The 12043-nt window shown below is 68.4% G+C and carries 13 protein-coding genes; 3 read left to right on the top strand and 10 right to left on the bottom strand.

Going from position 1 to position 12043, the window contains the following annotated elements; translation table 11 throughout:
- Window positions 1-478: 478 nt before the first annotated feature.
- Genes R6U01_RS10625 through R6U01_RS10610 form a run of 4 tightly spaced genes read right to left on the bottom strand, consistent with a single transcriptional unit; the run spans window position 479 to window position 4558 of the window.
- Window positions 479-1576 (bottom strand): deoxyhypusine synthase, encoded by a 1098-nt coding sequence (locus tag R6U01_RS10625; RefSeq protein WP_410286431.1) that lies wholly within the window; start codon window positions 1574-1576, stop codon window positions 479-481.
- Between the two features lie 39 nt (window positions 1577-1615).
- On the bottom strand, window positions 1616-1900 hold the full coding sequence (locus tag R6U01_RS10620) for a ubiquitin-like small modifier protein 1 (protein ID WP_410286430.1): 285 nt from the start codon (window positions 1898-1900) through the stop codon (window positions 1616-1618).
- Between the two features lie 31 nt (window positions 1901-1931).
- Window positions 1932-3263 (bottom strand): potassium transporter TrkA, encoded by a 1332-nt coding sequence (locus tag R6U01_RS10615; RefSeq protein WP_410286429.1) that lies wholly within the window; start codon window positions 3261-3263, stop codon window positions 1932-1934.
- Window positions 3260-4558, bottom strand: a complete 1299-nt coding sequence (locus tag R6U01_RS10610) for a potassium channel family protein (protein ID WP_410286428.1) — start codon at window positions 4556-4558, stop codon at window positions 3260-3262. Before R6U01_RS10610 ends, R6U01_RS10615 begins: the two co-directional genes overlap by 4 nt.
- 95 nt (window positions 4559-4653) lie before the next feature.
- Between R6U01_RS10610 and R6U01_RS10605 the strand changes: the two genes are divergently transcribed.
- Window positions 4654-5850: an NAD-binding protein gene (locus R6U01_RS10605; RefSeq protein ID WP_410286427.1), complete on the top strand. Its 1197-nt coding sequence runs from the start codon at window positions 4654-4656 to the stop codon at window positions 5848-5850.
- Window positions 5851-5950: 100 nt separating this feature from the next.
- Here R6U01_RS10605 and R6U01_RS10600 read toward each other — a convergent pair whose 3' ends face one another.
- The 6 genes from R6U01_RS10600 to sdhC all read right to left on the bottom strand — a co-directional run bounded on the left by R6U01_RS10600 (window position 5951) and on the right by sdhC (window position 10701).
- Window positions 5951-6586, bottom strand: a complete 636-nt coding sequence (locus tag R6U01_RS10600) for a uracil-DNA glycosylase family protein (RefSeq protein ID WP_410286426.1) — start codon at window positions 6584-6586, stop codon at window positions 5951-5953.
- A gap of 84 nt (window positions 6587-6670) precedes the next feature.
- Window positions 6671-6898 carry a helix-turn-helix domain-containing protein gene (locus R6U01_RS10595; protein WP_410286425.1) on the bottom strand — a complete coding sequence of 76 codons (228 nt, stop codon included), beginning with the start codon at window positions 6896-6898 and terminating at the stop codon, window positions 6671-6673.
- 223 nt (window positions 6899-7121) lie between these two features.
- Entirely contained in the window at window positions 7122-8951 is a 1830-nt protein-coding gene (locus R6U01_RS10590; protein WP_410286424.1) for an FAD-binding protein, read from the bottom strand.
- Window positions 8952-9004: 53 nt separating this feature from the next.
- Complete coding sequence (locus R6U01_RS10585) at window positions 9005-9895, bottom strand: succinate dehydrogenase/fumarate reductase iron-sulfur subunit (RefSeq protein ID WP_410286423.1); 891 nt, start codon at window positions 9893-9895, stop codon at window positions 9005-9007.
- A 7-nt stretch (window positions 9896-9902) separates the two neighbouring features.
- Window positions 9903-10274, bottom strand: coding sequence for a succinate dehydrogenase (locus R6U01_RS10580; RefSeq protein WP_410286422.1), 372 nt, complete (start codon window positions 10272-10274; stop codon window positions 9903-9905).
- Window position 10275: 1 nt separating this feature from the next.
- Window positions 10276-10701 (bottom strand): succinate dehydrogenase, cytochrome b556 subunit, encoded by a 426-nt coding sequence (sdhC, locus tag R6U01_RS10575; protein WP_410286421.1) that lies wholly within the window; start codon window positions 10699-10701, stop codon window positions 10276-10278.
- Window positions 10702-10855: 154 nt separating this feature from the next.
- On the opposite strand from sdhC, the gene R6U01_RS10570 reads away from it, so the two are divergent.
- Window positions 10856-11050, top strand: coding sequence for a cold-shock protein (locus R6U01_RS10570; RefSeq protein ID WP_410286420.1), 195 nt, complete (start codon window positions 10856-10858; stop codon window positions 11048-11050).
- Window positions 11051-11481: 431 nt separating this feature from the next.
- Window positions 11482-12043: AAA family ATPase (locus R6U01_RS10565; protein WP_410286419.1), on the top strand; the 562-nt coding region annotated here is incomplete at its 3' end.

Raw genomic sequence — 12043 nt, 5'->3', positions numbered from 1 at the left:
CGGTATGTTGATCTACAACTCAGGGGATACCGAAGAGGGAGATGGCATCGGATTACCTATAGACGAGTTATCCAAGGAGTATTCCAAATCAGATTTGATCAAGGGTGTCGCTGGGATCACTGTACTTTCTTACGTTCTAGGGATGAGTAAAGACGAGTTAAAAAAGGTCATAGAAAAAGAGTACTATAGGGGAGTTAAAGAGAACATTTCCTTCGCTGAAAAGATATACGATGCTGTTGAAGAGAAGATAGATAAGAAGTTCGATTTAGATGAGGGGAAACATAGCCTTCCAGTGTTCAGCGGGAACCAGTCACTCTCTTTAGGTGCTTCAGCGGCAGGCTTGGATATGTACATCGGTTACCACGTTCGCCGCGTCCCTCGCATGCGCTCCTCGCGGTCGCCGAGGGCGACCGCTCGGAGGCACGCGCCACCGCAGATCGGTTTATATATGATGGCGCGATCGGGACCGCACGTGACGCTATTCCACGCGCTCGCGGGCCGCGGCGATCAGCATCGGCAGCATCACGGTCGCGTCGCCGTAGACGGAAGCGTTACGCGCGTCCTTCTCCAGTTTCCCCCACGACCGAGCCTCCTCGAGGGTCGCGCCGGAGAGCCCGCCGGTCGCCTCCGGGTCCATCGTGATCTGGACCGCGTAGTCGTAGGCTCGGGGGGTGACGAGCATCGTCTGGAGCGTGAAGTTCTTCGGGACGCCGCCGCCGACGAGCAGGCAGCCCGCGTCGTCGGCCTCGAACGCGAGGTCGGTGAGCTCCGTCATGTCGTCGAGGGCGTCGAGCGTGAAGTCGGCCGTCTGCGCGTACATCCACGCCTGTAACCCGAGCACGGAGTCCTGCACCGCGGGACAGTAGACGGGCACGTCGCACTCGGAGGCCGCGGCGGCGACGCCGGGGTCCTCGGCCACGTCGTCGCGCTCGTTGACCGCGGCGTTCGCGCGACCGAGCTCCCGCGTGAGGTCGGCGATGGAGACGACGCCGTCGCCGGACGCGTCGCGGTCGCCGTCGGGGTCGGGATCGGCTTCGAGCGCCGGAAACACCTCCTCCCGGAGGTGGCCCTCGAAGGCGGCGAAGTGCTCCTGCGGCAGGTAGACGTTGTAGATGCGGTCGACGCCCTCGTCGCGGAGCCCCTCGTCGTGCTCGCGGAGGCTCTTCTCCGGGTCGTGGGTCCGACCGTGGTGGTGTTTCCCGCCGATAGCCTCGATCGCGTCGTGGGTGAGGTTCGCTCCGGTGGTCACCAGGGCGTCGACGTAGCCGTCGCGGATCAGGTCGGAGACGATTCGCCGCATCCCGGCGGGGACCATCGCGCCGGCGAGCGAGAGGAAGACGGTGCAGTCCTCGTTCGCGAACATCTCCGCGAGCACGTCGCCCGCCTCGTTGACAGACGCCGCGCCTATCCCGGCGTCGCCGTACCCCTCGACGAGCTGGCCGACGGTCATGCCGGCCGTCGCGCGCGTGTGTCCGACCGGGTCCTCGTGGAACTCCTCGCGGTGCGGATCGTCGTGCACCTCCTCCTCGCGCTCGCCGTCGTGCGCCTCCTCCTCGTGCTCGTCGCTGTCGCTCATATCGAACGATGCGGCGGGTGACCGTTTGAAACGACCGATCTACCGTCCGTGCGACCCGCCGCTCACCGGCGGGAACAGCGCCAGTTCGTCGCCCGTCTCCAGCGTCGTCGCCAACCCGTCGTCGTGGTGGACGCTCCGACCGTTCCGGAGGACGTTGATGTGGTCGGCCACCGTCCCGTCGTCGAGCACGCGCTCCCGGAGGTCGGGGTGCGCGTCGAGCAGGGCGTCGAGCGCGTCTCCGACCGTGTCGCCCGGCGACGCCTCCACCTCGACGACCCGGTCGCCGGCGATCTCCGCGAGGTCCGCGAACAGCTTCCACTCCATACGTTGGCCCCGCACGGACGCCTCAAGAGCGTTACGTCCCGCCGTCGGCTCCCGATTCCGCTCCGTCGGCCGGTTCGGCTCCGACGTCGGTGCGGTCGCTCTCACCGGCGGCGTCGGCCTCGAACCGACGGAGCGCGTCGGGGCGTCCGACGAGGTACACCAGGTCGCCCGCGTCGAAGGCGTACGCGCGCGGCGGAATGGGCTGGACGGACCCGTCTCGGGGTCTGACGGCGGCGACGACGACCGGCACGTCTCCGACGGTGCTCCCGGCGAGGGCGCTTCCGGCGTCGACGGTGATCGCCGCCATCGTCTCGTCGGCGGTCCGGAGCAGCGAGGCGAACTCCCGGTCGGACTGCGGCTCCGTCGGCAGCGTCACGAGGCGGTAGGACTCCTCGTCGACGAGGGCCTCCGCGTCGGACTCGTCGAGCGCCACGGTCGCCGCGTCGCCGGCGACGCCGCGGAGCTCGCCGGTCGCGACGCGCTTCGGCTCCGGATCGGTCCGCCACAGCTGGACCACGTCGCCGGCGGTCGCGTTGTTCGGCGGGTCTGCGGCCACGGCGACGGCGGCGGACCCGGGCGCGAGCGTCGGTCCGAGCCCGGCCGCGCGGGAGCCGACCGCGAAGTACCCGAGCCCCCCGTCGTCGGTGACGTCGACGTCGACGTACCCGACGCCGTAGTCGTTTTTCACCCGGGAGACGAGCCGCTCGCGGAGCTCCTCGCCGGAGAGCTTCCGCGCGAACAGCAGGGTCCGATCGGCCATCTCGGCCTTCTTTTCGGGTGACACCGGGTCGTAGGTGTCCATGTCTCTGATCTCCTCGGCCGGCGGGAGCGTGACCGTCGTGAACCGCCCGACCGCACGGACGATTCCGCTCAGTTCGCCCTCCAGCTGGCTGGCGGCCGAGAGCGCGAACACGTCGACCGCGAGCCGGTCGCCGAGGTACCGGCCGACCGGGGCGGTGACCGCCGCGACGCCGATAGAGACGACGTTGAAGAAGACGCTCTCCGGTTCGAGCAGCGACGGGCTGTCGCCGACCGCGACCGCGCCGAGCGAGGTCGTGTTGAGGTATAGCGCCACGACGGAGACGCCGAGCAGGAGGGTGACTCCCTCGGGGACCTCGTCGCGGAAGTACCACCGATACGTCAGCGCCGCCGCCCCGGCGACGAGGGCGGAGAGGACCGCGAAGGTGGCGAGCGCGGCCACCGCCTGCCGCGGCCGATCGAAGCCGACGTCCGCGGCGGCCGCGACGACGGCGTGGGGCACGGCGACGTGGGTCGCGGTGGCGGCGTGGGACGCGACGGCGGCGAGGTGGTGCCAGAGTCCACCCGCATCGACGGCGGTCGCTGCGGCCGTCGCCGCGGTCATCGGGCGGCCTCCGCGAACCGGTCGAGCGCGTCGCGGCTCCCGACGACGAACAGCTCGTCTTCGGCCGACAGGCGCTGTGACCCGCCCGGCGTGATCGTCCACTCGTCGTGGCGCGCCGCGAGGACGGCGACGTCGTAGGCCTCTCGGACGCCGACCTCGCCGATCGTGTGGCCGTCGAGGGGACCGCCCGGGACGACGGACACCTTGCGGAACCGCTTTCCAGCGCGCCGAAGCAGCGTCGTGAGTTCGTACTCTCGCCGCGTCCCGCGAGAGAGTACCAGAACGCGTCCGCGACCCGCGCGTAGGAGCGCTGCCGCCTCCGTCCGTTCGACCGCGACCGTCAGCCGCCCCTCCCCGCCGGTCGTCGTCGGCGCGTTCGTCGCCGGCGGAACCGGGGGCGCCTCGCCGCCGTCGGTTCTGGCGTCGCCGTCGCCGCGCGCCTCGGCGTCGCTCCGTCCGGTCCCGGGCGGGTCGCCGCCCGCTTTCCCGGTCTCGCCGTCGGGGGACTTCCCCGCGCCGGGTTCCGGCTGCCCGCTCGTGCGGGCGGCCAGCACCGTCCCGTCCACGGCGAGGTCGGGAGCCATCACGCGCACGACGTCACCGCGGGCGATCCCGGTCGGGAGGAGCGCCGGTACCGACACCGCGCGCTTTCCGTTCGGAACCCGCTTGGAGAGCGCCCCGGTCGGTGGCGCCGCGGCCACGGTCGCGTTGGCCCGCTCGTCGATCCGCACGGCGACGTCGGCCAGGTCGAACTCGGTGCGGAGCCGCTCGGCGAACCGGTCCTCCAGCTCGACGAGCGGGAGGTGGGCCGGGAACGTCCACTCCCCGTCGACGATCGCTCGGCGGGTCTCGGCCGGCAGCGGCGGATACCCCTCCATGTCGCTCACTTCCCCCGTGACCTCCACGGTCGCTCGTCCGCGGCCGCCGACCAGCTCGACGACGTCGGTCGAGAGGGTGCGGTCGCGGAGCTGCTGGAGCGAGAGCCGTTTCGGGACGGTGGCACCGAGCTTGTCGCCCTGCGCGTGCGCGTACAGCGAGAGCATAAGGATGACCACGATCGCCGTGAGGATCGCCGGCGCGCGCTCCGACGACCGGATCGTCTCGTCGTTGAGCGCCAGGAGCCCCCCGTTTATCCCGGCGAGCGCGAGCGCGAGGACGACGACCCCCAGTCCGGGTATCGTCACCCCGGTGACGTACTTGAACACGAATCCGAGCACCCCGGAGACCAGGGCGGGAAGGATCCCCGTGATGACCCCGAGGTAGATCCCGAAGACGATCTCGACGGGCAGCGTCATACGCCCCACACTCGGCGGTGTGTTTAAACCGCTGTCGACAGGCGGCGCCGGGTCTCGCTCGCGGGGTTTAAGTCGGCCCTCGCAATCGAATCGGTATGGAGCTGACCCGCGAGTGGGTGACCGTGCGGGCGTCCATCGCCCTGACGTTCGCGGTCGCGATCCTGTCGATCCTCGCGGGGCTCGCCCAGATCGGCGGGCTGGGCGTCGACGGGCCGCTCGCCCTCTACGTCCCCGACGTCGTCCGGCAGACGGTCGGGTTCACGGGCACGATCACCGGCTTTTCGATGCTGGGCAGCGGGTTCGCGCTGAAGAACGGGTACCGCGCCGGCTGGTACTCGACCGCCGTGTTGCTCCCCTTGACCGCGATACAGGGGATGATGCAGGCGTCGGTGCTGTCGTTCCCGCTGGTAGCGCTGTCGGTCCTGACGGTGCCCTCGCTCCTCTTCACCCGCGGGCGGTTCGACAGGCGGTTCTCCCCGTCGCCGACGCAGCTGGCGGCGGGCGCCGCGCTCGTGACCGCCATCTCGTACGGAACGGTCGGCACGTACGCGCTCCGCGACCAGTTCGCCGGGGTGGAGACGATCGTCGACGCCTTCTATTTCACCGTCGTCACCGCCTCCACGGTCGGCTACGGAGACATCACCCCCGAACCCGGCGCGGCCGCCGACATCGCGCAGCTGTTCGTGCTCTCCTCGCTCGTGATGAACGTCGCCGCCTTCGCGGTGGCACTCGGGGTCCTCCTCACGCCCGCCATCGAGGCCCAGCTCTCCAAGGCGCTCGGAAAGATGACTGACAGACAGATCGACCTCCTCGACGACCACGTCCTCGTGCTCGGCTACGGGGACCTGACGGAACCGATACTCGAAGAACTCGCCGCCCGCGACGGCGTCCAGTACGCCGTGGTGACGCCCGACGAGACGGCCGCTCGGCGGCTCGCCGACCGCGACATCCCGGTGTACACTGCGGACCCCAGCGACGTGGAGCCGCTTCAGCGGGTCAACCTCGACGGCGCTCGCGCGGTCGTCGCCGCGACCGAGGACGACGCGCGGGACGCGCTCGCCATCCTCACCGCCCGCCAGCTCAACCCCCACGTGCGGATCGTCGCCGCGGTGACTCAGCGAGAGAACATCGACAAGCTCCGCCGGGCCGGCGCGGATCAGGTGATCTCGCCGTCGACGCTCGGGGGACACATCCTCGTCGACTGCGCGTTCGGCGCGGACAGCGAGGACGCGACGACCGACCTGCTTGGCGACGCGATCGACGACGTGGAGGACCTCGACGACCCGGCCTGACTCCCGGGTTTTCCCCGCTCCCGCTGGTGCAGCGGCTGCGTCGCTCCCGCTGGTGCAGCGGCTGCGTCGCTCCCGCTGGTGCAGCGGCTGCGTCGCCCCTTCAGCGACTCTGTCGGCCCTTCGTCTGCCGGTAGTCCCGGCTCAACACGTTCTCGCGCATGTGTTCGCGGAAGGCGTCGGCCTCGGCGTCGGTCATCTCGGCGGGCTCTTTCATTGGGACCAGCTCGAACCCGCGCCCGCGGATCGTCGTCGCGTGTTCGGCGTCGAGGTCGAAGGAGTCGGGCCGCCGCGTCGTGTACTCGAGCGCGAGCTCGCGGAGCGGGCGCTCCCCGACGGGGACGATGATCTGGGGGTTGATCATCCGGACCTCCGCGTTGAGGAACGGCTCGCAGGTGTCGACCTCGCGGTCGGTCGGCTCGCGGTCCGGATGCCGACAGCGCGTCAGGCTGGTGAAAAAGACGTTCTGGACGTCCGGCTCCGTCGCGTCCGGCGGCGATCGGACGAACCCCAGGTCGGCGAAGATCGACTGGACCCGCTCGCCCCCGTCCGCCCCCGTGAATGGCACGCCGTTCGCTTCGGCGGCGGCCGTCGGCGCGGTCCCCACGACGAGGAACTCGGCGCCGACGTCGCCGTACCCGTGGACGACGCGCTCGCGCTCGTCGCACAGTCCGGGACAGTTCTCGCACGCCGTGTCCATCCCGAACGGGTTCCTGAACTCCTGTTGATTCGCGTCCACGTACCTACTGCGTCCTCCGAGCCCCTAAACGCTCCGCTGGCGGGGTCGGGCGTCGGCGTCGAGAACGGCCTCGTCGGTCGCGGGTCAGTTTAGGGCGTAGGTGTCGCCGTCGCAGTCGACCATGCCCTCGCGCTTGAGGGTCTTCAGGATACTGTACAGCGAGATCTTCTTCATGCCGAGCGACTCGCCCATCTCCGAGACGGTGGCGGTACCTTTCGTCGTCAGATACAGGTACACGAGCTTCGCGCGGGGAGACTGCAGCTCCGGCGGCAGGGCCGGCGCCGCGGGACGTGCGGTCTCTGTCTCTATCATCTTGATCGGAGCGACGGGTTCGACAATAATAAACCCCCTTTTCAACGATCGTCGAAACACGCGACACCGACGACAGATCGCCGAACGCCGTCGAAACGACGGAGTGCCGACGGCGTCGTCCTCGATCGTCGGCCGGGAGGGCGGCCGAGCGCGCCTGTCTTTTCGACCGACGACGGATAGGAGACCGTGAACGATCCGGAACGATCGTGTCGGTCCCGGCGGTTCAGTACGAGCGGCTCTTCGGCTCGTACGTCTTGTCCTCGCCCTCGAGGATCGCCGGCTTGTACCAGAGTTCGGGCTCGCCGTCGTTCCACGAGACGAGCGTGTGTTTCAGCCAGTTCGCGTCTTTCCGCTCCTGGTGTTCCTTACGCCAGTGAGCGCCGCGGAACTCTTCGCGAGCGAGCGCGCCCATCGTGAGCGCCTCCGCGATGTCGAGGATGTTCCGCGTCTCCATCGTGTGGATGAGGTCGGTGTTGAACGTCCGGGACGGGTCGGAGACGGCGACGTCCTTGTACGCCTCGCGAGCCTCGCGGAGGTCGACGAGTGTCTCTTCGAGCCGACCCTCCTCGCGGAACACGTTGACGTTGGCGGTCATCGTCCGTTGGACCTCCGAGCGGATCTCGGCGTGGTTGCGGCCTCTCCGCGAGAGCAGCGCGTCGACCCGGTCTTTTGCGCGCTCGACGGCGGTGCCGAGCACGCCCTCGGCGTCCGCCGCCACCGCGCCGCCGTCGGCAGCGGCCGGACCACGACCGCCCGTCTCGCCGACTTCGACGTCGAACTCGTAGTCCGCGGGCTCCCACTCGCCCTCCTTGCCGGTCGGGATCTCGGCCTCGCCCATGTCCTCGCCGGCGGCGTGGCGGCCGGCGCGCTTGCCGAAGACGATGAGCTCCGGGAGGGCGTTGCCGCCGAGACGGTTCGCGCCGTGGACCGACGCACAGGCGCACTCGCCCGCGGCGTACAGCCCGCCGATGACGGTCTCGCCGAACTCGTTGGTTTCGATGCCGCCCATCGCGTAGTGCTGACCCGGCTTGACCGGCATCGGCTCCGTGAGCCCGTCGGCGCCCTCGAAGTCCTCCGCGAGGTGGAGGATGTTCTCCAGCCGATCGAGGATGCGTTCCTCGCCGAGGTGGCGCATGTCGAGGTGGACGTACTCGTCCTCGATGCCGCGCCCCTCGTTGACCTCGGTCAGCTCGGCGCGCGAGACGACGTCCCGGGAGGCCAGCTCGCCGTCGTTGTTCGCGTAGCCGTGCTCGAACATGAACCGCTCGCCCTTGCGGTTGTAGAGGATCCCGCCCTCGCCGCGGACGCCCTCCGAGATCAGGACGCCCGTCGACGGCAGCGTCGTCGGGTGGAACTGGATGAACTCCATGTCTTCCATCGGGACGCCCGCGCGGTACGCCATCGCGACGCCGTCGCCGGTGTTCGCGACCGCGTTCGTGGTGTGGTCGAACACCTGACCCATCCCGCCCGTCGCGAGGATGACGCCGTTCTTCGCGCGGAAGCCGCTGACCTCGCCGCTCTGGATGTCGTAGGCGACGACGCCGTGACAGGTGCGGTCGGCCGGGTCCTCCTCGTCGGTGACGGCGAGGTCCATCACGTGCCACTCGTCGTACACCGTGATCCCGCGTTTGACCACCTGCTCGTACATCGTGTGGAGCATCTGGTGACCCGTCTCGGCGCCGGCGTACGTCGTTCGGGGGAACGAGAGGCCGCCGAACGGTCGCTGCGAGACGCGGCCGTCCTCCTCTCGGGAGAACGGCATCCCCCAGTGTTCGAGCTGGATGACCTCCTCCGGGCTCTCCCGACAGAGGGCCTCGACCGCCGGCGCGTCGCCGAGGTAGTCCGACCCCTTCATCGTGTCGTACGCGTGGTCCTGCCAGGAGTCGCCGTCACGCAGCGCCGCGTTGATGCCGCCCTCGGCCGCGCCCGTGTGCGAGCGGACCGGGTGGAGTTTCGAGACCATGGCCACGTCGGCCCCGGCTTCTTGCGCCGCGATCGCCGCCCGGAGTCCCGCCCCCCCGGCGCCGACAACGACGACGTCGTGTTCGTGCATTGTAGGTATGATATTTCGTTGGTTCTGGATGCCCTTGAGCGTGTCTCCCGTGGTCACCAGAATTTCAGGTTGTTCTTGACCGCCTCGCGCTTCAGCTCTTGGATGTGCTCGGTGAGCGGAATGTCTTTCGGGCACACCTCGGTACAGGAGAACTGCGTCTGACACCGCCAGACGCCGTGCTCCTGCTCGATGATCTCCAGCCGCTTCTGTTTCATGTCCTCGCCCTCGCGCTCGTCCATGGCGAACCGGTACGCCTTGTTGATCGCGGCGGGGCCGAGGTACTCGTTGTCGCCGGCGGCGATGTTACACGAGGACATACACGCCGCACACCAGATACAGCGCGTCGACATCTTCACCTTCTCGCGGTTCTCCCGCGTCTGGCGCTGCTCTTCCAGTTCGCCGTCGGGGTACTCGTTCGTCTGGAAGTACGGCTCGACGGCCTCCATCTGGTCGTAGAAGTGCTCCATGTCGACGACGAGGTCCTTCTCGACCTCGGCGTGCGGGAGCGGCTCGACGCGGATCGGCTCCTCGAGGTCGACGATCTGGGTCTTACACGCCAGCTTCTGGCCGCCGTTGACGAACATGGCGTCCGAGCCGCACACCGCCTGCCGACAGGAGTGGCGGAACGTGAGCGAGGAGTCGTACGTGTCCCGCGAGTACATCAGCGCGTCGAGGACGGTCATCCCCTTGGTGAACGGGACGTGGAACGTGTCGAACCGGGGCTCCTGTTTCCCCTCCACCTCGGGGTCGTACCGGAACACCTTCAGCTCGATCGTGTCCTCGTCGGCCGCGGCCCGCTCGGCCTCCTCGGCCTGCCGCTGCGTTCGCTTTTCGGCGGCCCGACGCCGCTTCTCGGCTCGCCGCTCGTCGCCCTTGGAGGGGACGTCGGCCTCGGTTTCCGTCTCGCTCGATTCCTCGGTCTGCTTTGGTATCTGTGTGCTCATGGTCGGTTCAGTAGAGTCCGATGCCCGCCCACGCGTTCGCGGTGCGCACGCCCTGGACGATCAGGACCGCGCTCGCGGCGACGAGGGTCCATTTGATGACGGTACGCTTGGTGCCGGTGAGTCCCTGGTTGATGAGGGCGTTGTACACCCCGTTGACCCCGTGGAACGTCGCGGTCACGAGGAAGAGGATCATCAGCGAGTAGTAGCTGATCTGCTCCATCCGCGCCGAGCTGGCGAGGAACGAGACCTCGTCCGCGTGGTGGACGAAGTGGAGCAGGAAGAAGTGGAACGCCAGCACGACGAGCAGGAACGCCGCCGTGATCCGCTGGAGCAACCACATCCGGCCGCCGGACTGGAACGAGGAGTAGCGCTGGGCCATCTCAGAACGCCCCCGCGATGAACGTCGGCACCGACGCGACGGTGATCGCCCCGGTCAAGATGAGCGACGCGTAGAAGCTCTTGTCCTGTGCGTCCAGGCCGACGCCGAGGTCGACGAGGAGCAGCCGCGTCCCGTTGAGCATGTGGAAGACGGCCACCGCGAGCAGTCCGACTTCGAGGAGCCGCACCAACAGCAGGCTCTCTAAGCTGACGATCGTCTGGGTGTACACGTCCTCTCCCGCCATGATCGCGGCTTCGCCCGCACCCGCCGCCGGGATTCCGGTACTCAACACGGCGATGTGGGTGAACAGGTAGCCGATGAGCACCCACCCCGTGAACTTATGAAAGATCCAGGCCCACATCCCCGCCTCGAACTCCTTCCACCGACTGAAGTCCTCGATGAGGCCTCGATTGTACGACTGACTCATATCTAACGGTTCTGCACTGTGGTCGTATAGTAGTTACTAACACGGCGGAACGGACCTCCGACGGGTCCCGGACGCGGGCGGGTGTGTCCCGCCTTGGCACGGCGAACTCGCTCGCGGAAGCCTTTTATGTCGGCCTCGCGGCTATACGGGTGCAATGGCGAAAGGGAAGGTTGACTTCTTCAACGACACTGGCGGCTACGGATTTATCGAGACTGACGACGCGGACGAGGACGTCTTCTTCCACATGGAGGACGTCGGTGGTCCCGACCTGGAGGAGGGTCAGGAGCTCGAGTTCGACATCGTCGAGGCCGAGAAAGGCCCGCGCGCAACCAACGTCGAGCGGTTGTAGATCGATTCAGTAGCGGTATCGTTTTCCGAACGTCGCATCGACCAGCGACGGCGCTCCCGGGCCCTGGGTTCCGGCCGTCTCGAGGCGCGACCGTCACCGGCCAGTGGCGACCGACCATCGCCAGCCAGTGCCGACCCACCGTCACCGGCCAGTGCTGACCGACCGTCACCGGCCAGTGCTGACCGACCGTCACCGGCCAGTGGCGACCGACCGTCGCTGGCTAGCGGCGACCGACCGTCACCGGCCAGTGGCGACCGACCGTCGCTGGCTAGCGGCAGACCGATCGTCGCGCGAGGGTCCCGGCCCGCAGCGGCCCCACAGCGACCCTGCAGCGACCAGTGGAGGGACAATGCCTATGTCCGTGAGTCCCTTGAGGAACGTAGTACGAACGACCAGCGTGCCCCGAACACTGGTCCCGCGACCTCGAATCCATGACCAACGCCGACACGCCCCCGCCGACCGAACGGGACCACGGCCCCGAGTCGACCGAGCCCCTCTCCGTGGCCGACGTCTCCCGGCTGTGTGAGGACGTCGCCACGAACGTGAGCCGGGTGATCGTCGGCCACGACGACGAGATCGAGCACGTGATCACCGCCCTCCTCGCACGCGGGCACGTCCTCCTCGAGGACGTCCCCGGGGTCGGCAAGACGATGCTGGCCCGGTCGATCGCGACGTCGATCGACTGTACGTTCAGCCGGATCCAGTTCACGCCGGACCTGTTGCCGACCGACGTCACCGGCGTCAACGTCTTCAACCAGAAGCGTCGCGAGTTCGAGTTCCAGCCCGGCCCCATCTTCGGCAACGTCGTCCTCGCCGACGAGATCAACCGCGCACCGCCGAAGACCCAGGCCGCTCTGCTCGAGGCGATGGAGGAGACCCAGGTCACCGTCGACGGCGAGAGCCGCTCGCTGCCGACGCCATTCACCGTCATCGCGACGCAGAACGCCGTCGAGCCGAACCGGACCTACGACCTGCCGTTCGCCGAGATCGACC

Source organism: Halorubrum sp. (assembly GCF_046498025.1).
Classification (GTDB): Archaea; Halobacteriota; Halobacteria; order Halobacteriales; family Haloferacaceae; genus Halorubrum.
The sequence above is the reverse complement of the archived record's forward strand: the minus strand, read 5'-3'. Positions and strand labels throughout refer to the sequence as shown.

Coding starts and splice junctions, on each gene's coding strand:
- R6U01_RS10625 (WP_410286431.1), bottom strand. CDS start 1,576: ATGAGCGACAGCGACGAGCACGAGGAGGAGGCGCACGACGGCGAGCGC.
- R6U01_RS10620 (WP_410286430.1), bottom strand. CDS start 1,900: ATGGAGTGGAAGCTGTTCGCGGACCTCGCGGAGATCGCCGGCGACCGG.
- R6U01_RS10615 (WP_410286429.1), bottom strand. CDS start 3,263: ATGACCGCGGCGACGGCCGCAGCGACCGCCGTCGATGCGGGTGGACTC.
- R6U01_RS10610 (WP_410286428.1), bottom strand. CDS start 4,558: ATGACGCTGCCCGTCGAGATCGTCTTCGGGATCTACCTCGGGGTCATC.
- R6U01_RS10605 (WP_410286427.1), top strand. CDS start 4,654: ATGGAGCTGACCCGCGAGTGGGTGACCGTGCGGGCGTCCATCGCCCTG.
- R6U01_RS10595 (WP_410286425.1), bottom strand. CDS start 6,898: ATGATAGAGACAGAGACCGCACGTCCCGCGGCGCCGGCCCTGCCGCCG.
- R6U01_RS10590 (WP_410286424.1), bottom strand. CDS start 8,951: ATGCACGAACACGACGTCGTCGTTGTCGGCGCCGGGGGGGCGGGACTC.
- R6U01_RS10585 (WP_410286423.1), bottom strand. CDS start 9,895: ATGAGCACACAGATACCAAAGCAGACCGAGGAATCGAGCGAGACGGAA.
- R6U01_RS10580 (WP_410286422.1), bottom strand. CDS start 10,274: ATGGCCCAGCGCTACTCCTCGTTCCAGTCCGGCGGCCGGATGTGGTTG.
- sdhC (WP_410286421.1), bottom strand. CDS start 10,701: ATGAGTCAGTCGTACAATCGAGGCCTCATCGAGGACTTCAGTCGGTGG.
- R6U01_RS10570 (WP_410286420.1), top strand. CDS start 10,856: ATGGCGAAAGGGAAGGTTGACTTCTTCAACGACACTGGCGGCTACGGA.